Source organism: Zongyangia hominis (assembly GCF_014385095.1).
GTDB classification, from domain to species: domain Bacteria; phylum Bacillota; class Clostridia; order Oscillospirales; family Ruminococcaceae; genus Zongyangia; species Zongyangia hominis.
Genome location: NZ_JACRTC010000001.1, coordinates 450,491 through 471,032, shown reverse-complemented (window position 1 = coordinate 471,032; position 20,542 = coordinate 450,491). Strand labels below are relative to the sequence as shown.

Sequence of the window (20,542 nt, the reverse complement as noted above, 5' to 3'; positions counted from 1 at the left end):
ACAAGTTTGGAGGAAAGGACGATGAAAAATTATGGATGTGGATTTGATCTTTAAAATTGCGGCAATCGGAATTATAGTGGCTGTGCTCAACCAGGTGCTCATCCGCTCCGGCAGGGAAGAGCAGGCGATGATGACGACGCTTGCCGGTCTCATTGTGGTGCTCATGATGATTGTCTATGAAATCAGCAATCTCTTCACTGTGGTCAAATCGGTCTTCGGATTATGAATATCATCACCATCATCGGCATCGGCATTGTGGGCATGGTGCTGGCGGTGCTGCTCAAGCAGTACAAGCCCGAATATGCCATCGGTGTCAGCCTGGCGGTGGGAGTCACCGTATTTTTGGTTGTTCTGGTACAGTCCCTTCCGATTTTTGAACAGATCCGCGACCTTTTTTCCAATATCAACATGGAGTTTGAGTATACCGGCATCCTATTTAAATCGCTGGGCATCTGCTTTGTCACCCAGCTGGCTAGTGACGCCTGCGTGGACGCCGGGCAGACAGCCATCGCCTCCAAAATCGAGATCGCAGGCAGAGTCGCCGTGCTGTTAGTCAGTCTGCCGCTGTTTAACGTGCTGCTCTCCATCGCCTCCAAACTGATTAACGCCTAAAGGGCGGATGTGTAAAAAAGAGGATGGCCCATGAAAAAAATACTGCTGTTTCTATTGGTGCTCGTGCTTCTCACCGTCCCGGTGCACGCGGCTTCCTCGGGAGAAAGTCAGTCTCAAAGTCCCGACATCCAGGAGCAGTTTGACGAACAGCTCCAGTCGTCAGGCGCCGATGAGCTCATCGAAAACGCGCCGGAGGAGGTCAAGGAGTCCCTCTATGACCTGGGGCTCGACACCATTTCCTTTCAGAAAATTCTCTCCTTATCGCCCAAAGAGTTCCTCCCTTTCTTTGTCGACCAGATCAAGGGGATCGTCGTACGCCCCATCAAGCTGCTGGCCATCGTGGTGGGCATCATTGTTTTATGCGCTTTGATGAATACCCTCAAGCAGTCCATCGCCAAAAACCGGCTCAACGAAGTTTTCCACGTGGTGTCCATCCTGTGCATCTGCGCAGCGGTCATCACCCCGGTCATCGACTGCATCTCCAAGACCGGGAAAACCATCTTCGACTGCTCCAATTTTCTCATCAGCTTTGTCCCCGTTCTTTCCGGGGTGATGACCGCCGGGGGACAGATCGTCACCTCCACCTCCTACCAGATCTTTCTCTTCTGGGCGGCGGAGATTGTCTCGGTCCTCGTTTCCCGGACGCTCGTACCCTTCTTGGGTATCTATCTAGCCATCGCCATCGTCGCGTCCATCAACCCCGAATTTCAGCTTTATAAGATCGCAGACAGCATCAAGTCCTTTGTCTGCTGGGCATTGGGCGGGCTACTCACCGTCTTCGTGGGCATTCTCTCCATCCAAGGCATCGTCGCTTCCAGCGCGGACACCGTGTCCCTCAAGGCCACCAAGTTCCTCATCAGCAGCGTGATCCCCGTGGTGGGCGGGGCTCTCTCCGACGCGCTGGGCTCGGTGCAAAGCTGCGTCAAGCTCCTCAAGACCTCGGTGGGGGCCTACGGCATTATCATCGCCGTGCTTACCTTCCTTCCGCTGCTCATCGAGAGCGTCTCCTGGCTGCTGGTGACCAAGGTCTCCCAGATCGTGGCGGACTTTCTCGGGGTGGAGGGGATCGCGCCGGTACTCAAGGCCACCTCCAGCGTCATCAGCATCATTCTCTCCATCATCCTTTGCTTCATGATGCTCATCATCATTACCACCACCATCATGATGATGCTGGGAACGGGGGGATAACATATGGAAGTCATCAGAGAATGGGCCTTTTCCCTTTGCTGCTGCATGGTGGCGGGGTCCCTCATCTATATGCTCACGCCGTCAAAGAATCTCGCCAAGGTCTTCAAGATTACCCTGTCTCTGTTTATGCTCTGCTGTATCATCACCCCCTTTGCCTTTGGCAATCTGCGCTTTGACGATGTCCTCACCGATGAACTCGAGCAGAAAACCCAGGACCACGCGTCGGATTTAAACGAGACGATCAATGGACAGCTGATCAAAACCGTGACCGATACCATCGAGTCCCACATCGAAAGCATCCTCAAAAGTTTTGGCATTGAGCAGTCCAAAATCAACATAAACATGAATGTAGACGACAAGTCCGGCATAGTAATTAATCAAATAGAACTTACCCTCCCAGATGCCTTTCTTTCACAAGACCAGGCCATCAGCCGACAAATCGAAAAGGATCTGGGGAAAAAGCCGGAGATCACCTATGTGAAGGAGGTGTATTGAGGTGGACTTTAAAAGCACGTGGCAGATAATTAAAGCCGGGGCCGCCAAGCTCTTTGGCAAGGACACCAAGGTCAAAGTGATAGTGCTCATCGGCATCGCGGGCATTCTCATGATTCTTCTTTCCGAATGCGGCTCCAAGACACAAAAGAAACCGCAGACGGCCGACATAGATTCCAAGCAGGTGATGGCAAATTACACCGAAACCCTGGAAGAGAAAATCGACCAGATCGTTTCCTCCATCGAGGGGGTGGGGGAGAATAAGGTCATGGTGACCCTGGCAAGCTCGGAGGAGTATGTCTACGCCAGCGAAACCAAGGACAGCCGGGACCGTACGGAGGACGTGGGTTCCGGGGAGTCGAAAAAGACCCAGACCAAGGACGTGAAGGAAAGCAATCTGATTTTGGTAGAAGATGAAAATGGACAAAAACAAGCGCTGATTCAAAAGCAGATTGAACCCAAGGTCAAAGGCGTGGTGGTGGTCTGTGAGGGCGGGGACAGCATCGCCGTACAGCAGCGGGTCATTGATGCGGTCACCGTCGCCCTCGACATCTCGGCCAGCAAAGTGTGCGTCACCAAGCTGGGCGGATGAGTTTCCATGGCTTAGCGCGGCGGGAAGCAGCTCCTTTCCGCCGCGAGCATGATAGAAAAATCAAACTGACTTCAGGAGGAACAACCATGAATATGATTATTGGAAAAAGACAGATCATCTTAGCATCCCTCATCCTGGTGCTGGGCATCGCCATCTATCTCAATTGGCAGTTTTCCAGCGGCAATGATTTGGCCGTCACCGGCCAGACCGAGTCCAATGTGAAAAACTATGGCGACGCCCAGTATGTCGACAACCAAAACGGCGTGGAAGAAAAGGATGCGGAAACCTATTTTGCCGAAGCCAAGCTCAGCCGCCAGAAGACGAGAGATGAAGCGGTGGAAACCATCCAGACCATGATTTCCGACACCAGCATCGAAGAGGACCAGAAGGAGACGCTCTCCGCCCAGGCTTCCCAGATCGCCAGCGCCATCGAAACCGAAAGCCGGATTGAAAACCTGATCAAAGCCAAAGGCTTTGCCGATTGCATCGCCTACATTGACGACGACAAGGCCAACGTCATCGTCAAAACCGACGGCTTATTAGAAAACGAAGCGGCGCAGATCAAGGAAATCCTGTTGCAGGAGACCGATGTGCCGGTAGAAAATATCTCGATAGTCGAAGTCAAATAGTTGTGAAATCCATTTTTTGTGGTATAATAGTACTAATTTCACCACAAGGAATTTCATGATGGTGTGCGGATGGGCCACAGTGCCGGCGCAACACCAAAGGAGGCCGCAACTATGGAACAAAGACCAAACAAAGAGGCGATCGGAAGCCTGAAAATATCGGAAGACGTACTTGCCACCATCGCAAAGTTCGCCGCCACCGAGGTGGAAGGCGTCGCGTCCCTGGCGCCCTTTGTGGCACCCATCAAGGGATTTCATCCGGCCAAGGGAAAGGCCATCCGCATTGAGCTCAACGACGACATCGCCGTCATCGACCTCAACGTTAATCTGAAGTTTGGCGCCAAAGTTCCCCAGGTTGCGGAGCAGATTCAGTCCGGCGTCAAAGAGTCGGTCCAAAACATGACCGGCATCACCGTGTCCAAGGTCAATGTCACCGTGGCCGGCATCGTCTTTGAGGAAGCCGCCGCCCAGTAAGCTTATTTTGCCCTCCGTCTTTTTTGACGGGGGGCTTTTTTCGCCGCAAGAAGGCAATGAAGAAAAGATGAGAAAAACAAGTGGAATCACCGTAGTTTTTATGGTAAAATAATCTATATATCCTTTACATTCATCTGGAAATCCCATGCCCTTCCGGAAACCGGCAAGCTTATCTTGTCCTTTCCGGCTGTGAGGCAGAATGGAGTAGCATTATGACGAGAAGTGAAGCCAGAGAACAGGCTTTTATCCTGGTATTTGAAAAGTCCTTCAACCAGCAGGACTCTCTTGACACCATCATCGAAAACGCCCAGGCGGGCCGAGACCTTAATGTGGACAAGTTTTCCTACCGTCTCGCCGAGGCCGTCTATGGCCATTTGGAGGCTGTAGACGCGCTCATCGACAAATATTCCACCAAGTGGAAGCTGGAGCGGATTGTCAAGGTGTCCTTGGCCATCCTGCGCATGTCCATCAGTGAAATGCTTTATATGGAAGAGGTACCGGTGAGCGTCTCCATCAACGAAGCGGTGGAGATTGCGAAAAAATACGCCACCGAGGACGACGCCTCTTTTTGTAACGGCGTTCTGGGCGCTGTGGCCAAAGACCTAGAAAAAATCAAAGAGGAACTATCACAGGAATGAGCTGTTTTTTAGGAATTGATACCAGCAATTATACCACCTCGGCGGCTCTCTACCGGGCGGAAACCGGGGAGGTCCTCAGTGAAAAAAAGCTGCTTCCCGTCCGAGAGGGCGAGGTGGGGCTCAGACAAAGCGACGCGGTCTTTCACCACGTCAAGCAACTGCCGGACATCATTGCCCGGCTTTTTGCGCGTGAGTGCGAAAAAATTGGCGCGGTGGGGGTGTCCGCCCGTCCCCGGGATGTGGAGGGATCTTACATGCCCTGCTTCCTGGTGGGGGAGCTGTCGGCCACCTCGGTGGCGAGCGCCCTTCATGTGCCGCTCTATTCTTTCTCCCATCAGGCCGGCCATATCATGGCCGCTGTTTTTTCGTCCGGACAGAAGACGCTCATCGAACGCCCCTTCCTCGCTTTTCACATTTCGGGGGGCACCACCGAGTGTCTGCTAATTCGTCCGGATCCCGAGCGGATTTTTGACATCACGCTGATGGCCACCAGTCTGGATCTCAAGGCCGGGCAGGCCGTGGACCGGGTGGGCCATCTGCTGGGCCTCTCCTTTCCGGCGGGCCCTCAGCTCGAGGAACTGGCTCTTCGCTGGCGGGAGCCTGTGCGGGTGCGATCCACCATGAAGGGGGCAGACTGCTGCCTTTCGGGGGTGGAAAATCAGTGCAGGCAGCTTCTTTCCAAGGGTGCGCCGCCCGAGCAGGTGGCCCGATACTGCATCGAGGCGGTGGGAACCGCCGTCATGGGGATGGCGGACGCCGTCCTCTCCCAGGTGGGGCAATTGCCCATCCTGTGCGCCGGCGGCGTCATGTCCAATTCCATCATCCGGGACGCCATGCAAAAAAGATACGGCGCCTTCTTTGCAGCACCCGCCTTTTCCAGCGACAACGCCTGCGGCACGGCAATTTTAACCTCCATGAAAGCGGTGAAACCATGAATGTCTTGACCGTCTCCATGCTCAACCACTACATCAAGGGCAAATTCGTCGAAGATCCCCAACTTTCCGGGCTTTTGGTGGAAGGGGAGATTTCCAACTTCGTCAACCACGTCAAATCCGGACATTTTTACTTCACCCTCAAGGACGGCAAGTGCGCCGTCAAGGCGGTCATGTTCCGCGGCTACGCGTCTTCCATCCGTTTTGCCCCCCAAAACGGCATGAAGGTGGTGGTCAAGGGGGATGTGGACGTATTTGAGCGGGACGGCGTCTATCAGCTTTATGTCTACGACATGCAGCCCATGGGCAAGGGCGCGCTGTATTTAGCCTATGAACAGCTCAAAGCGAAGCTGGCGGCGGAGGGGCTCTTTGACGAGCGGTATAAAAAGCCGCTGCCCGCCTATCCCAAACGGGTGGGCGTCATCACCTCCGAGACCGGCGCGGTACTCCAGGACATCCGCAACGTCCTGGGCCGCCGCTATCCGCTGTGCCGCTTGGTGCTTTGCCCCTCCAAGGTGCAAGGGGAAGACGCGGCGGAGAATCTTATCGCCTCCTTACAGCTTATGGAGCGGTACGGCCAGGCCGACGTCATCATCATCGGACGGGGCGGCGGCAGTATTGAGGACCTTTGGGCGTTTAACGACGAGCGGCTCGCCCGGGCCATCTTTGCCTGCCGGGTGCCGGTGGTGTCGGCCGTGGGCCACGAGACGGACTTCACCATCGCCGACTTTGTTTCGGATCTGCGTGCTCCGACGCCGTCGGCCGCTGCCGAGCTCGTCTCACCCAGCCAGGTGGATTTGACCTATCAATTGGCGGGTGGCGAAGTGCGGCTCTATGCGGCCATGGACGCCAAAATTGAAGGCGGCATCCACCGGCTCGAACAACTTTCACAAAAAGAATGCATAAAGTCTCCCACATTTTTGGTGGATAAAAATAGACAGCGGCTGGATTTTTTGGTACAATCAATATGTAAAAATATGCAGTCCAAGATGAATAATCATGAGACAGCGCTCAGCCACCAGGCGGCGCTGCTCAATTCTTATAATCCCCTGGGGATTTTGTCCCGGGGGTACAGTGTGGTATATAAACAGGGGCAAATCGTCAAACATAGTAAAGAACTGTACGACGGCGATGAGGTCCTGATCCGCCTGGGTGAGGGGAGCGTAGATGCTCGGATCATCCAGGTAAGCCAAGAGAAGGAGTAAGTGACGTGCCGAAAAAGAAACAGACTTTTGAAAGCGCCATGCAGCGTCTCGAAGAAATCGTTGCGCTGCTCGAACAAAATAACGCTTCCTTAGACGACTCACTCAAGCTCTTTGAGGAGGGCGTTTCCCTCATTTCCTATTGCAATGAGACGCTGGAAAATGCTAGGCTTCGGGTAGAAAAGCTGACGATTCCCGCCGGTATTGCGGATAAAGAGGCTCTCCCCATGGATGGCGGAGAAGAAGAACAGGAAAATTTATAAGATTGCCGCAGATCGCGGCGGATGGGAGCGTTCCATGAATTTCTTGGAGGAACGGCTAAAAGAATACGGTACACAAATCGACCAGGCGCTTATTTCCTATCTGCCTGGGGAGGACTGCCTGCAAAAGAGTGTGATGCAGGCGATGAAATACAGCGCTATGGCCGGGGGGAAGCGTATCCGACCGGTGCTTACTATGGAGTTTTGCCGTCAGTGCGGCGGGGAAGCGGAGGACGCCCTTCCCTTTGCCTGCGCGGTGGAGATGATTCATTCCTACTCCCTCATCCATGACGACCTGCCCTGCATGGACGACGACGATATGCGCCGGGGCAAGCCCTCCTGCCACGTCCAGTTTGGGGAGGCCATGGCTCTTTTAGCGGGCGACGGCCTCTTAACCCTCGCCTTTGGGACCCTCGCGAAGGCCGACGCTAAAAAAGTGGGCAGCGAACAGATCGCGCGCGCTGTCGGCGTCCTAGCCGAGGCGGCGGGGGTGTGCGGCATGATCGGCGGCCAGGTCATCGACTTGGAGAGCGAGGGACAGCCGGTGGACCTCGATCATATCCGGCAGATGCACGCCCTCAAAACCGGGGCGCTCATCAAAGCGAGCACCCAGCTTGGCGTGCTGGCCGGACGGGGAAGCGAGGATCAGCTCGCGCTCGCACAACAGTACGCGGAAAAAATAGGACTGGCATTTCAGATTGTGGACGATATGCTGGATGTCACTAGCTCTCCGGAAGTCTTGGGCAAACCGGTGGGCAGCGATCGGGAAAATGAAAAGACCACCTTCGTTACTCTCCTTGGACTCTCCGAGGCACAGGCGGAAGTAAAGCGTCTGTCATCCCAGGCCAAGGGCATCCTCGACGCGTGGGGAACCTCCGACCGTTTCTTGTACGAAGTGACCGACATGCTGGCAAACAGACAAAAATAGTAAGGAGAGAACCATGAGAGTCCTGCAACAGCTCTTCAGCAACTATTCTTTAAATGTAGCGCTTTTGTCCTGGTTTGCCGCCCAGCTTCTCAAAACCATCTTCACCATGATTCGCACCCGGGAATTGGTGTTGGAGCGGTTGGTGGGCTCGGGAGGGATGCCAAGTTCCCACTCGGCGACAGTGGCGGGGCTGACGGTGGCCATGGCCCGGAAATTTGGATTTTCTTCCCCCATGTTTGCCGTGGCCTTTGTGCTGGCGGCCATTGTTATGTACGACGCCATGGGCGTGCGCCGGGCCGCCGGGGAACAGGCCAAGGTCATTAACAAAATTGTCTTCGATTTTAAGAAATTAGGAAACGGCGACGCCATACAATTTACCAAAGAGGTGGCGGACGACATCGCCGACGAGGAGTCTGAGCTGGAGGATGAGGACAAACTTCTCAAGGAGTTTATCGGGCATACGCCGCTCCAAGTTCTGGCGGGCGCTCTGCTCGGTATCCTGATTGCCATCCTCATGCCCCTTTCTTAACTTCTATAAAAGGACTGTAACCCAATGCCAAATTACGAGTATCTCAGTCGAATCCATGGCCCGGAGGATTTGAAAAAGCTGAGTTTTTCCGAGCTGGATCTTCTTTGCGCCGAGCTTCGCGCCAGGCTCATCGAGGTCATTTCACAAAATGGTGGCCATCTGGCCTCCAACCTGGGCGTTGTGGAACTGACTGTTGCCATGCACAAGGTCTTCGATTGCCCCAAGGATCAGTTTGTCTGGGACGTGGGGCATCAGTGCTACACCCACAAAATCCTCACCCACCGCAACGAGCGGTTCGACACCATCCGCAAAGAGGGCGGTATCTCCGGCTTCCCCAAGCGGTGCGAGAGCGATTGCGACAGCTTTATCGCGGGCCACAGCAGCACCTCCATCGCCGTAGCCACGGGGCTCGCTAAGGCCAATACCCTCAAGGGTAATGACGACTATGTGCTAGCCGTCATCGGCGACGGCGCCATGACCGGGGGACTGGCCTACGAAGGGCTCAACAACGCCGCCCGCGGTAACGACCGCATTATCGTCATCCTCAACGACAACGAAATGTCGATCTCCAAAAACGTGGGGGCGCTGGCCCGGTATCTGTCGACCATCCGCTCCAATCCCAAATATTTCAGGGCCAAGGACCGGGTGGAACGGGGTCTCAAGGCCATTCCCGTGGTGGGTACCCCGCTGCGCGACGCGGTTTTCCACTCCAAAGAGGCCCTCAAACGCGCCCTTTATAAAACGACCCTCTTCGAATATTTCGGTTTTACTTATTTGGGTCCTGTCAATGGACACAACATCAAAAATCTCTGCGAGGTCCTCCAGCGAGCCAAGGATTTGGCCCGACCCGTCCTCATCCATGTGGAGACCAAAAAGGGGAAGGGCTACCTCTTCGCGGAGAAAAATCCCGGCGCCTATCACGGCGTCTCCAAATTCGACGTCTCCACCGGCAACCCCGACGCCGCTCCCAGCATGAATTTTTCGAGCGCCTTTGGGGAGAGCCTTACCCGGCTGGCGGATAAGGATGAGCGCATTTGCGCCATCACCGCCGCCATGAAATACGGCACAGGGCTCCACAAATTCGCCGCCAAGTTTCCCAGCCGCTTCTTTGATGTGGGTATCGCCGAGGGCTACGCCCTCACCTTCGCGGGGGGACTGGCCGCCGGCGGCATGATTCCGGTCTTCGCCGTCTATTCCTCTTTTTTGCAGCGGGGCTTCGACCAGATTCTCCACGACCTCTCCATTGAGCGCCAGCACGTCGTCATCGGCGTGGACAGGGCCGGCGTGGTGGGGGACGACGGGGAAACCCACCAAGGGCTCTTTGACATCAGCTTTCTCACCCCCATTCCGCACATGGAAATTTATTCGCCTTACAGCTACCAGGAGCTGGACTTTATCCTCCGCCACTGCGTGGCGGAGTGCGACGGCCCCTGCGCCATCCGCTATCCCCGGGGCCGGGAACAGGTGGTGCCTGAGCTCACACCCCAAAGTTACGAGGAATATACCCTCTTTGCACCCGGCGCCAAGGCGCTCGTCGTCTCCTACGGCAGGCTTTTCAAAGATGTCTGGTACGCGGTGGAGGAAATCCGCCAGACAAAGCCGGTAGCGGTGATGAAACTGCAAAAAATCTTTCCGCTGAGTGACGAATGTCTGCAAATTATGGGAAAATACGAGCAGGTCATCTTTATTGAAGAGACCATGGAAGCCGGTTGTATCGGAGAGCATGCGGCGGCAAGGCTTCAGGAAATGCGCTGCAAGACCCGCTGCCACATCAAAGCAATTCGGGATTTTGTGCCCCAGGCCACTGTGGCCCAGGCCCTCGCGGCTCTAGGTCTGGATCGGGCTTCCATCAAAGAATACATCATACAGAGGTTATCAGATTGAACGAGAAGATAAGATTGGACCAGTATCTGGTCAGTCACGGCCTGGCACAGAGCCGGGAGCGGGCCAAAAGCCTGATTATGGAGGGCTGCGTCTTTGTCAACCAACAAAAATTTGACAAGGCCGGTGAGCTCATCCGGGAGGACGCCCAGGTGGAAGTCCGGGGCAATACGCTCCCCTATGTCAGCCGGGGCGGATTAAAACTTGATAAGGCCATGGCTGCTTTCCAGCTTTCACTGAAAGACTGTATCTGCATGGATATCGGCGCTTCCACCGGCGGTTTCACCGATTGCATGCTCCAAAACGGTGCAAAAAAGGTCTACGCCATTGATGTGGGGTACGGCCAGCTCGCCTGGTCGCTGCGTACCGATCCCCGGGTCGTCAACCTGGAGCGTACCAACTTCCGGCACGTGACCAGCGAGCAGATTCCCGAGCCCATCGACTTCGCTTCGGTGGACGTCTCCTTCATTTCCCTGACTATTATTCTCCCGGTGGCTCGTCAGCTTCTCAAGGATAACTGTAAAGTAGTTTGCCTTGTTAAGCCGCAATTCGAGGCAGGAAAGGGAAAAGTAGGAAAAAAGGGGGTTGTCCGTGACCCGGCTATTCATTTAGAGGTAGTAAAGCGCGTCACCGGTTTTTGCGTGGACAACGGCTGGCGGGTGCTGGGACTCGATTACTCTCCCATCAAGGGGCCGGAGGGCAACATCGAGTATCTCCTCTGCCTGCAAAAGGCCGAAGCAGGGGAATACCTGGCCGAAACCACGCCGGAACAGATCGTCGCCGATTCCCATGGAGCACTCAGCGCCAAGTAATCGTGAAGGGAGAACCCCATGCATATTTTGATCATTCCCAACCTGGAAAAGGAGCACACATCGGAGTACACCTTTCGCGCCTGCCATGAACTATTGCGGATGGGCGCCGAAGTGCTGATGGAAGAAAAATTTCGCGCGATTTTTCCCATCGAAGGCGTCCTTTACCGTGATTTTGATTCCGCACTGATTGCCTCAGATATCCTTCTCCCCATCGGCGGGGACGGCACCATTCTGCACAGCGCCAAGCGGGGCATGCTGCATGACAAGCTGACCCTGGGCATCAACGCGGGACGCCTGGGCTTTCTCGCCCAGATCGAGCAAAACGAATTTGATAAGCTCAGACTTCTCATGAAGGGTGAATACCAGGTAGAGCATCGAATGGTGCTGGAAATATCGGTCCAGTCCAAAGAGGGGACGCGGGTCTTTTATGCTCTCAACGACGCAACCGTCACCAACGGCAGCCAAGCCAAGATGATCGACATCGACGTTAAGTGCGAGGAGAAGCTAGTCAGTGGATATCGAGCCAATGGTTTAGTTTTTGCCACGCCCACCGGCTCCACCGCTTACTCTTTATCAGCAGGCGGCCCGGTGGTCGATCCCAAGCTCTCCTGCATCCTGATGACGCCCATCTGTCCCCACACGCTGTTTTCCCGGTGTATCGCCTTTGCCGACGACAAGGTGCTCTCCGTCCATCAAAATCCTAGTGGGCCGGATCGGGTGCTTCTCTCGGTGGACGGGGAAACGGATATCCTGTTGGAGCCGGAGGATGTGGTGGTGGTCAAAAAGGCCGAGCGGTGCGCCAAATTTATTAGTTTCTCCGACAAAAACTTTTACGAAATCCTCAATCAGAAAATCATGGGCAGAACGAGATAGCCCTTTTCTTTCAATTTTTTCCCTAGCCAACGTGCGGAATGGAGGTCCTCATGAAAACCAGAAGACATGCAAAAATCCTTGAGCTGATCGCAGAAAATTCCATTGATACCCAGGAGGAACTGCTGCGCTGTCTCAAGCAAATGGGGTTTGATGTGACCCAGGCCACCGTCTCCCGGGATATCAAGGAGCTGCGGCTGGTCAAAACCCTGGGCAGCGATGGAAAATATCGTTATACCACCTCTCCCAGCGACAGGGCGTCCGACATGTCCTTTAAGTTTCATTCCATCTTCTCCGAATCAGTCAACCGGGTGGATTATGCTCAGAATCTGATTGTGGTCAAGTGCTTCACCGGCATGGCCAACGCCGCCTGTGCGGCGCTGGACGCCATGTACTGGAACGGCATTGTGGGCACCATTGCCGGCGACGACACCTTCCTGGTCATCATGCGTGACGAGGCCTGTGCCATCGAGCTCGCCGGGGAACTAAAAAAGATGCTGGCAAAATAGACGCCGCCGAAATTTTGGCGGCCGGAGGAAGCAGTATGCTAAAAGAGCTTTACATCAAAAATATTGCGGTGATTAAGCAAACATCCGTTTGCTTTTCCCAGGGACTCAACGTCTTCACCGGTGAAACCGGCGCGGGAAAATCCATCATCATCGACTCCATCAACGCTGTTTTGGGCCAGCGCATCTCCCGGGATCTCATCCGCACAGGGGAGGAGCGGGCCAATATCACCGCGGTTTTCTCGCACCTCACTCCGTCGACGCTCGCCCTGCTTAAGGAAATGGGCTATGAGGCAGACGAGGGGGAACTGATGATCTCCCGGGAACTTTCCGCCGACGGCAAGGGCTCCTGCCGGCTGTGCGGGCGGCCCATCGGGGTGACCATGTTGCGGGAGCTGGGCAACACCCTCATCAACATCCACGGCCAGCACGACAGCCAGTACCTGCTCAATAGGGAGCGGCACATTGATTTTCTCGACAGCTTCGCGGGACTGGAAGACGAGCTTTCCCGCTACCGGGACCACTTCTCCCGGCTCCTGGCACTCAAGCGTGAATTAAACAACCTCAACACCGACGAGAGCGAGAAGGCGCGTCAGATTGACCTGCTCGAGTATCAGATCGGGGAGATCGAACAGGCGGAACTGATTCCGGGTGAGGAGGAGGACCTTTCCGACCGGCGGCGGATGATCCGCAATGCGGAGCAGATCAGCCTCGCCTTGGAAAGTGCCCACGACCAGATCGGCGGCGGGGAGGAGATGCCCGGCGCTCTGGAGCTGATCCAAAATGCGGCCGGCCAGCTGCAGGAAGCGGCCAAATACCTGGAAACCATGACGCCCGCCGCCGCCAAAATCGCGGACATGGGCTACGAGCTGGAAGATTTGCTCATTGAAATCAAAGATGCTCAGATGGGGCTTGAGTACGACGCCGGGGAGCTGGAGGACATCGAGGCCCGATTGGATCTCATCTCCCGGCTCAAGCGCAAATACGGCGGCGATATCGAGGAAATTCTCCAAAACCTGGCGCACTACCGGGATGAGCTGCAAAAGATCACCTTCTCCGACGAGCGAAAGGAGGAGCTGACCGCTCAGTACCGGCAGATGCTCTTGGAAGCGAAAGAGATGGCCGACCACCTTTCTCAAAAGCGGCGGAAGGCGGCGCACCGCTTTGAAAAGCTGGTGGAGGGGGAGCTGGGTTTCCTGGACATGCCATCTGTTAAGTTTGTCATCTCCATCAGTCCCTGCAAACTGGGGGCCAAAGGGCTCGACGACGTGGAGTTTCTCATCTCCACCAACCCCGGGGAGCCGCCCAAACCCATCGCCAAAATCGCGTCGGGGGGAGAACTCTCCCGCATCATGCTCAGCCTTAAAAATGTCATTTCCGACAAAGACGACGTCCCCACCCTCATCTTCGACGAGGTGGACACCGGCGTCAGCGGCAGCGCAGCGGAAAAGATCGGCCGCAAACTGCGCCAGGTTGCCCAGGGACGTCAGGTCATCTGCGTCACCCATTTGGCCCAGATCGCCGCGCTGAGCAATCACCATCTGCTCATCGCAAAGCATGTGGAGGGAGGACAGACCTACACCCAGGTCAATATTCTCGATCATGCCGGCCGGGTACGGGAGATCGCCCGCATCATGAGCGGCGTGGATATTTCGGATCTGACGCTGCAAAACGCGGAGGAAATGCTGCGCCGGGCGGAAAATAGGTCGGAGTGTTGACAAACGCGGTTGGGTCTATTATAATAGGGGCATTGGCGACGATGGGAACCAAGTAGCCCGCCTTTCCTTTCGCAAAGAGAGCCTCTGGCTGGTGGAAAGAGGACGGAAGAAGCGGTGTGAATACCTCCCGGAGCTACCGGCTGAACCTTTCCTTCTGGAAAGCGCGTAGGCTTTGTGTCGGGTACGCCCGTTACAGCGTTAGGGTATTTGACGTACCCGATGAGGTCCTGTCTCGCGAGAGCAGGATAAACATGAGGTGGTACCACGTTTTTAAACGTCCTCTATGTAGTTTTTGGCTGCATAGAGGATTTTTTTATATCTTTTTATAAAAGGATTCTCGGGTCCAGCGCGCGGTGCGCTGCGTCCTTCCTGCGCCAAAACTGGCCGCAAGCTTTGTATCCCGTTTGCGGCTACTTCCTCTTTCGCCGCGTCCTGGGCGAAAGAGGTTAAAGGATAGTGAACAGAAAGGTAAGGAGAAAAAAGATGACAGTATTTGAAGAACTCAAACGCCGCGGCCTCATCGCTCAGATGACCAACGAAGAGAAGATCAAAGAGAAGCTCGAGAGCGAAAAGGTGACCTTTTATATCGGTTTTGACGCCACGGCGGACAGTCTCCATGTGGGCCACTTCCTCCAATTGATGGTCATGTCCCACTTGCAGCGGGCGGGCCACCGCCCCATCGCCCTGTTGGGCACCGGGACCACCATGGTGGGCGACCCCACCGGCAAGACCGACATGCGCAAGATGCTCACCAAAGAGGAGATCAACCACAACGCCCAGTGCTTCCAGCGCCAGATGTCCCGCTTCGTGGACTTCTCTGAAGGCAACGCGAAGATCCTCCGCAACGGCGACTGGCTGCTCAACCTCAATTACCTGGATTTCCTGCGGGATGTGGGCGTCCATTTCTCAGTCAACCGGATGCTGACGGCGGAATGTTTTAAAACCCGGCTGGAGCGGGGCCTGAGCTTCCTCGAATTTAACTACATGCTCATGCAGAGCTACGATTTCCTCCGCCTGTTTGAGGATGAGGGCTGCACCATGGAACTGGGCGGCGACGACCAGTGGTCCAATATCATTAACGGTGTGGACCTGGTCCGCCGGGTGAAGGGCGAGGAAGTCTACGGCATGACCTTCACGCTGCTGACCACCAAGGAAGGCAAGAAGATGGGCAAGACCGAAAAGGGCGCCGTCTGGCTCGACGCGGAGAAGACCTCCCCCTACGACTTCTTCCAGTACTGGAGAAACGTGGACGACGCCGACGTCATCAATTGCCTGAAACTCATCACTTTTGTCCCCATCGAGGAGATCGAGGCCATGGAGCACTGGGAGGGCAGTGAGCTGAACAAGGCAAAGGAGATTCTGGCCTATGAGGTCACCAAGCTCGTCCACGGCAAAGAGGAAGCGGACAAGGCGCTGGCCGCCGCGAAGGCACTTTTCTCTGCCGGCAGCGACGACGCCAACATGCCCACCACCGTTCTGACTGACGCTGATTTTGCCGACGGCTCTATTGGCATCACGGAGCTGCTCGTCAAATGTGGCCTGGCCAAATCGAAAGGTGAGGGGAGACGCCTCATTGTTCAAGGTGGCATTTCGGTCGACGACGAAAAGGTCGGGGACCCCATGGCAGCTTTCACTCAAACACTGATCGGTGAAAAAGGGCTCATTATCAAGAAGGGCAAAAAGGTCTTCCACAAAGTAACCCTGTAATCAAAAAAGAACCAGGCGTTTGTGACGGCTGGTTCTTTTTCTGCGCGCTCTGCAAAGAAGCCGGCCGTTACGGCCGGCTTCTTTTATGTTAGTCACCGGTGTCTATGGCAAAGGCCATGATCGTCAGATGAAAATCCGCACCTCGCAGATCGCTGGGAGAGGAAGTCACAAAATCGATGACATAGGGCTCTGCCGTCACAGCGATGGCGGTGGTCGACTGTGCGGTGGAGGAAAGCCCTCCGGCAGCCGTGGTGGGAATCTTGCTGGTAAAATAGGGGTGGATGACCCCATTGACGCGGTTAATTACCTGGATATAACTTTCCGCAGAAGTAGCGCTAAAAAAGGTATAGCTCATCAAATAAAAGTATCCCGCGCGCAGGGAAACCGAGGAAGCGCCTTGTTGCTGGATGATGGAAGGCGCATAGTTGTTGAGCTCGAATAAGTCGATGGGTTCGCCTTTGGCGATGAGACCGGCATTGATGTAAGTGGCAAGCCCCGAGACGCCCGGCCCAGTCATCCCTGTAGGACCGGTTGCACCGGTAGCGCCTGTGGGACCTGTCGGTCCGGGCTGCCCCTCAGCACCTGGTATTCCCTGTGGACCCACGGGACCGGTAGCGCCAGTCGCTCCCCGTGGCCCCTCGGCGCCTGGTATTCCCTGTGGACCCACGGGACCGGTGGCGCCAGTCGCTCCCCGTGGCCCCTCGGCGCCTTGAACCCCTTGTGGGCCCTGTGGCCCAACCGCGCCGGTGGCTCCCGTGGGCCCTGTTGGCCCGGTGGGGCCGATACCGGTGGGGCCGGGAGGGCAGCACTGACAAGGACGGCAATGCGAAATATGGTCATTCAAAAGCACTCATCCTTTTCCATCATTGATCGAATTTTTCTCTCTATTCTATGTCGGCCTGGTACAAATGGCAACATATCCAGCCGGGGTCGGAGGGCCCGTCTTGTACAGACGAGAAAAAAAGGGTATAATGAAAAAACCATCTAGTCTATTCCCCATCAGTACAGGCATAAAATGTTGATGGGGTGATAGAGAAGATGAAACTTAAATTTTTAAAATTGGTGGTGCCCATCACAACACTGGCTGTGGTGGTTTTCTGTATGTCGGCCGGCCACATCGTGGAAAGGAACACGGTGATGGCGGACGCCCAGCCACAAGTGAGTAAGCGCGTCATCGTGGACGCGGGCCACGGCGGCATGGACGGCGGCGCGGTGGGCGTGGATGGCATTGTAGAAAAGGACATCAATCTGGCCATCGCTCTCAAGGTGCGGGACCAACTCGTCCTCAACGGCTACGAGGTCATCATGACCCGGGACAGTGATATCTCCATCCACGACCCGGATAAGACCAGCGTGCGTCAGCAAAAGGTCTCCGACATTAAAAACAGGATGAAGATTATCGAAGAAAATCCCGACGCCATCTTTGTCAGCATCCACCAGAACCAATTTGGCGTCTCCAAATACTTTGGGGCACAAATGTTCTTTAGCCCCAACAATCCCGAAAGTGAACTTCTGTCCCAGACGCTCCAGGATACCTTTAAAGAGTTGCTCCAGCCGGAGAATGAGCGGGTGCATAAAAAGGCGGACAAAAACTTATATCTGCTGTATCATGCCAAGTCTCCCGCCGTACTCATCGAGTGCGGCTTCCTCTCCAACCCGGACGAGGCGAGAAAACTGACCACGGCGGAATATCAAAACGAGGTGGCCTTTGCCATCACAAGCGCCATCAACCGATATTTCTCTCCGGTAGATGGAGCCCAGGACAGTCAAACACCGGATACACCCAAAGAAACGGATGGTAATAACAGTGGCAATCAAGTCAAAAACAATTTATGTATGCTCCCAGTGCGGCGGTGAGACGTCCAAGTGGTTCGGACGCTGTCCGGAATGCGGGGAGTGGAATACGCTGGAAGAGCAGGTGAAAAACGTGGTCACCGGCCCGAAAAAGAGCGGTATGTCCACTGGCGCTTCCAGCGGTGCCAAGGCGGTGGAGCCGCAGAATATCCACAATATCACCTTTGGCGACGAGGACCGATACAGCACCGGGTTGGGGGAGCTCGACCGGGTGCTGGGCGGTGGCATCGTCAAGGGTTCCTTAGTTCTTTTGAGCGGCGAGCCGGGCATCGGCAAGTCCACGCTTCTCTTACAGATCTGCGAATACCTGGGCCGGGAACAGAAGGTACTCTACATCACCGGCGAGGAAAGCGAAAAGCAGATCAAAGTACGCGCCCTGCGCCTGCAGGTGGAGAGTCAAAACCTCTATGTAGCGACCATCACCGACGCCCAAACCATCGTGGACACCATTCTGCGTCAATGTCCCGACATCGTAATCGTCGACTCCATCCAAACCATGCATGTGGACTCCATCCCGTCCTCCAGCGGCAGCGTCTCCCAAGTGCGGGAATCCACCCAGCTGCTCATGCGGGTGGCCAAGGAGCAGGGCATCTCCATCTTTATCGTGGGCCATGTTAACAAGGACGGCGCCATTGCCGGGCCCAAGGTCTTGGAACACATGGTGGACGCGGTCCTCTATTTTGAAGGGGAGCGCAACCTCTCCTACCGCATCCTGCGGGCGGTCAAGAACCGGTACGGTTCCACCAACGAGATCGGCGTCTTCGAGATGCACGACACCGGGCTCATCGAGGTGGAAAATCCTTCCCAGATGCTCCTATCCGATCGGCCGCAGAACGTCTCGGGCACCTGCGTGGCCTGTGTCATGGAGGGTTCCCGTCCCATTTTGGCGGAGATTCAGGCGCTGGTGAGTAAGTCCGGCTTTGCGGCGCCCCGGCGCACGGCCACCGGTTTTGACTACAACCGCACGTCGCTGCTCATCGCTGTATTGGAAAAACGGGCCGGCTTCTTCTTTGGAACATTGGACGTCTATCTCAATGTAGTGGGGGGCCTGCGCTTAGACGAACCGGCGGCGGACCTGGCGGTTGCGTTGGCGCTCATGTCCTCTGTAACCGACAAGGTCATCGACCAGTCGGTGGCCGCCTTCGGCGAGGTGGGGTTGGCCGGGGAAATCCGGGCCGTCACCAGCATTGAACAGCGCCTCACCGAAGCTTCCCGTCTGGGACTGACCAAATGCATCATTCCCAAGCGCTCTCTGCGCTCCATCAAAAATCCGGAAAAATACCCGATGGACATCATCGGCGTCTCCTATATCGGAGAGGCTTTTAAAGCGCTTTCCCGTTAGATTCCGGTATCTCTTTGACTGATTCTGGCTGTCTTTCACTACTGTCAACGTAGTGAAGACAGCCTTTTTCTTTGGACGAAGTGACGAAGGTGACCTTTTCCAAGCTGCAATATCCATCTTTCTGATGCAGACAAGGTTTGTCACAGGCAATTAAATTCATGGCAATCCTCTCCTTTGGCTGAAAAAAGGCAAATTTGACTACAAATATTTTGCTGCAAACCAATCAAAATATTCTGGAAGGACATGCGGCAGGTCATAAATGGACTTGTTTGAGAGAAAATAGGTAAAAGAGACGATACGGAGCAAGGTGGAGGTCAAGATGAGAATAAAAATTGTGGTACTTATTTTGGTGCTAGCGTTGATTCCAGGTTCCCTGTGTATTCCCACCATCATTTCGGCGTCGGTGGACACCGCCCAGGCGACGGTGATCACCGAGAGCAAATATGTGGAGCAGGTGACGGCGACCGGCGCCATCGAGAGCTTGGAGGACGCCCAGCTCTATTTGGATACCGCCGTGGTGGCGGAGAAGGTCTATGTGCAGGTGGGGGATTATGTGAATAAGGGACAGGTCATCGCCGATGTGGACGTCACCAAATCCAAGGCTGTCATGGCGCAAAATCCCTTGAGCGGACTGACTGGTAAAATCGACATTCCCGACGAGCTCTCCGACACGCTCAGTGTCTTCGGGGTACTGAGCGGGCTGAGCGAAGAGGAGCTCGCGCAGGCGTTTTCCAGCTTCCAGGGTAGCGGGGAGGACCTGAGCGCCGCTCTGGAGGTCCCCAGCCAGCTGACGGCGCCCATGTCGGGGGTCGTGGGGGACTTAAATCTTAAGGAGGGCGCTCCCACCGAGGCGGGGCAGGCCGCTATATCGGTGGTGGATAATACCAAGCTCGCCGTACGCGCCACGGTGAGCGAATCGCAAATCCAGCTGGTCAAACACGGGGACCGGGCCGTCATCACCGGATCCGGATTTGACGGGCGGCGCTATACGGGGACGGTGACCCGGATTTTCCCCACCGCCAAAAAGTCTGCAAACAGCAGCCTCGCCACCGAATCCACGGTGGAAGTACTCATCGAGATCGACAATCCCGACGATTCCCTCATGTCCGGTTTTACCGCCAAGGCACAAATCGTGACCGATGTGCGGGAGCATGTGCTCACCGTGCCCTACGAGGCCGTGGGACAGGACGAGGACAACAAGGAGTATGTCTACCTCTATGAGCGGGGCAGGGCTTATAAGCGGTATATAGAGACAGGGGAGGAAATGCAATCCGGTCTAGAGGTGACGGCAGGGCTGGGACTTGGCGATGTGGTGATCAAGGACTGCTCCGGCATTCGGAAAAGCGGGCAATATGTCCGGATTATATAGGGGGAAAACG

General features: G+C 55.4%; 23 protein-coding genes and 1 pseudogene. 22 read left to right on the top strand and 2 right to left on the bottom strand.

Features of this window, described 5'->3' with window-relative positions:
• Positions 1-31 precede the first annotated feature (31 nt).
• From spoIIIAC to tyrS, 19 genes are all read left to right on the top strand, one after another.
• The gene (gene spoIIIAC / locus H8709_RS02060) at positions 32-226 is read left to right on the top strand and encodes a stage III sporulation protein AC (protein WP_262396703.1); all 195 of its coding nucleotides are present in this window, start codon (positions 32-34) and stop codon (positions 224-226) included.
• Entirely contained in the window at positions 223-612 is a 390-nt protein-coding gene (locus H8709_RS02055) for a stage III sporulation AC/AD family protein (RefSeq protein ID WP_262396702.1), read from the top strand. Before spoIIIAC ends, H8709_RS02055 begins: the two co-directional genes overlap by 4 nt.
• 30 nt (positions 613-642) lie before the next feature.
• A complete protein-coding gene (locus H8709_RS02050) occupies positions 643-1,800 on the top strand; it encodes a stage III sporulation protein AE (RefSeq protein ID WP_262396701.1) in 1,158 nt (385 codons plus the stop codon).
• Positions 1,801-1,803: 3 nt separating this feature from the next.
• Positions 1,804-2,295 carry a stage III sporulation protein AF gene (locus tag H8709_RS02045; RefSeq protein WP_262396700.1) on the top strand — a complete coding sequence of 164 codons (492 nt, stop codon included), beginning with the start codon at positions 1,804-1,806 and terminating at the stop codon, positions 2,293-2,295.
• Position 2,296: 1 nt separating this feature from the next.
• On the top strand, positions 2,297-2,884 hold the full coding sequence (locus H8709_RS02040; protein ID WP_262396699.1) for a stage III sporulation protein AG: 588 nt from the start codon (positions 2,297-2,299) through the stop codon (positions 2,882-2,884).
• Between the two features lie 86 nt (positions 2,885-2,970).
• Complete coding sequence (locus H8709_RS02035) at positions 2,971-3,513, top strand: SpoIIIAH-like family protein (protein ID WP_262396698.1); 543 nt, start codon at positions 2,971-2,973, stop codon at positions 3,511-3,513.
• 111 nt (positions 3,514-3,624) lie between these two features.
• On the top strand, positions 3,625-3,984 hold the full coding sequence (locus H8709_RS02030; RefSeq protein ID WP_262396697.1) for an Asp23/Gls24 family envelope stress response protein: 360 nt from the start codon (positions 3,625-3,627) through the stop codon (positions 3,982-3,984).
• Between the two features lie 212 nt (positions 3,985-4,196).
• Entirely contained in the window at positions 4,197-4,622 is a 426-nt protein-coding gene (nusB, locus tag H8709_RS02025; RefSeq protein ID WP_262396696.1) for a transcription antitermination factor NusB, read from the top strand.
• Entirely contained in the window at positions 4,619-5,557 is a 939-nt protein-coding gene (locus H8709_RS02020; protein WP_262396695.1) for a peptidase M22, read from the top strand. The genes nusB and H8709_RS02020 overlap by 4 nt, the downstream gene beginning before the upstream one ends.
• Positions 5,554-6,759: an exodeoxyribonuclease VII large subunit gene (gene xseA / locus H8709_RS02015; protein WP_262396694.1), complete on the top strand. Its 1,206-nt coding sequence runs from the start codon at positions 5,554-5,556 to the stop codon at positions 6,757-6,759. Before H8709_RS02020 ends, xseA begins: the two co-directional genes overlap by 4 nt.
• 5 nt (positions 6,760-6,764) lie before the next feature.
• Positions 6,765-7,019 (top strand): exodeoxyribonuclease VII small subunit, encoded by a 255-nt coding sequence (xseB, locus tag H8709_RS02010; protein WP_262396693.1) that lies wholly within the window; start codon positions 6,765-6,767, stop codon positions 7,017-7,019.
• A 34-nt stretch (positions 7,020-7,053) separates the two neighbouring features.
• Entirely contained in the window at positions 7,054-7,944 is an 891-nt protein-coding gene (locus tag H8709_RS02005) for a polyprenyl synthetase family protein (RefSeq protein ID WP_262396692.1), read from the top strand.
• Between the two features lie 13 nt (positions 7,945-7,957).
• Positions 7,958-8,473 (top strand): divergent PAP2 family protein, encoded by a 516-nt coding sequence (locus tag H8709_RS02000; protein WP_262396691.1) that lies wholly within the window; start codon positions 7,958-7,960, stop codon positions 8,471-8,473.
• A 24-nt stretch (positions 8,474-8,497) separates the two neighbouring features.
• A complete protein-coding gene (gene dxs, locus H8709_RS01995; RefSeq protein WP_262396690.1) occupies positions 8,498-10,357 on the top strand; it encodes a 1-deoxy-D-xylulose-5-phosphate synthase in 1,860 nt (619 codons plus the stop codon).
• Complete coding sequence (locus H8709_RS01990; RefSeq protein ID WP_262396689.1) at positions 10,354-11,166, top strand: TlyA family RNA methyltransferase; 813 nt, start codon at positions 10,354-10,356, stop codon at positions 11,164-11,166. Before dxs ends, H8709_RS01990 begins: the two co-directional genes overlap by 4 nt.
• An 18-nt stretch (positions 11,167-11,184) precedes the next feature.
• Entirely contained in the window at positions 11,185-12,039 is an 855-nt protein-coding gene (locus H8709_RS01985; RefSeq protein WP_262396688.1) for an NAD(+)/NADH kinase, read from the top strand.
• Positions 12,040-12,089: 50 nt separating this feature from the next.
• Complete coding sequence (argR, locus tag H8709_RS01980) at positions 12,090-12,545, top strand: arginine repressor (RefSeq protein ID WP_262396687.1); 456 nt, start codon at positions 12,090-12,092, stop codon at positions 12,543-12,545.
• Between the two features lie 35 nt (positions 12,546-12,580).
• Positions 12,581-14,260, top strand: a complete 1,680-nt coding sequence (gene recN, locus H8709_RS01975; RefSeq protein WP_262396686.1) for a DNA repair protein RecN — start codon at positions 12,581-12,583, stop codon at positions 14,258-14,260.
• A 483-nt stretch (positions 14,261-14,743) separates the two neighbouring features.
• The gene (gene tyrS / locus H8709_RS01970; RefSeq protein ID WP_262396685.1) at positions 14,744-15,967 is read left to right on the top strand and encodes a tyrosine--tRNA ligase; all 1,224 of its coding nucleotides are present in this window, start codon (positions 14,744-14,746) and stop codon (positions 15,965-15,967) included.
• An 88-nt stretch (positions 15,968-16,055) separates the two neighbouring features.
• Here the strand turns inward: tyrS and H8709_RS11820 are convergent, their stop codons facing one another.
• Positions 16,056-16,484, bottom strand: a complete 429-nt coding sequence (locus H8709_RS11820; protein WP_316248736.1) for a hypothetical protein — start codon at positions 16,482-16,484, stop codon at positions 16,056-16,058.
• Positions 16,461-16,769: pseudogene (locus tag H8709_RS11860) on the bottom strand (hypothetical protein); the annotation flags it as partial. The gene H8709_RS11820 and the pseudogene H8709_RS11860, both read right to left, overlap by 24 nt.
• Positions 16,770-17,005: 236 nt before the next feature.
• Between H8709_RS11860 and H8709_RS01960 the strand changes: the two are divergent.
• The 3 genes from H8709_RS01960 (at position 17,006) to H8709_RS01950 (ending at position 20,532) form a co-directional block, all read left to right on the top strand.
• Complete coding sequence (locus H8709_RS01960; RefSeq protein ID WP_262396684.1) at positions 17,006-17,824, top strand: N-acetylmuramoyl-L-alanine amidase; 819 nt, start codon at positions 17,006-17,008, stop codon at positions 17,822-17,824.
• Positions 17,775-19,163 carry a DNA repair protein RadA gene (gene radA / locus H8709_RS01955; protein ID WP_262396683.1) on the top strand — a complete coding sequence of 463 codons (1,389 nt, stop codon included), beginning with the start codon at positions 17,775-17,777 and terminating at the stop codon, positions 19,161-19,163. Before H8709_RS01960 ends, radA begins: the two co-directional genes overlap by 50 nt.
• Before the next feature lie 319 nt (positions 19,164-19,482).
• On the top strand, positions 19,483-20,532 hold the full coding sequence (locus H8709_RS01950) for an efflux RND transporter periplasmic adaptor subunit (protein WP_262396682.1): 1,050 nt from the start codon (positions 19,483-19,485) through the stop codon (positions 20,530-20,532).
• The last annotated feature ends 10 nt before the right edge of the window (positions 20,533-20,542 follow it).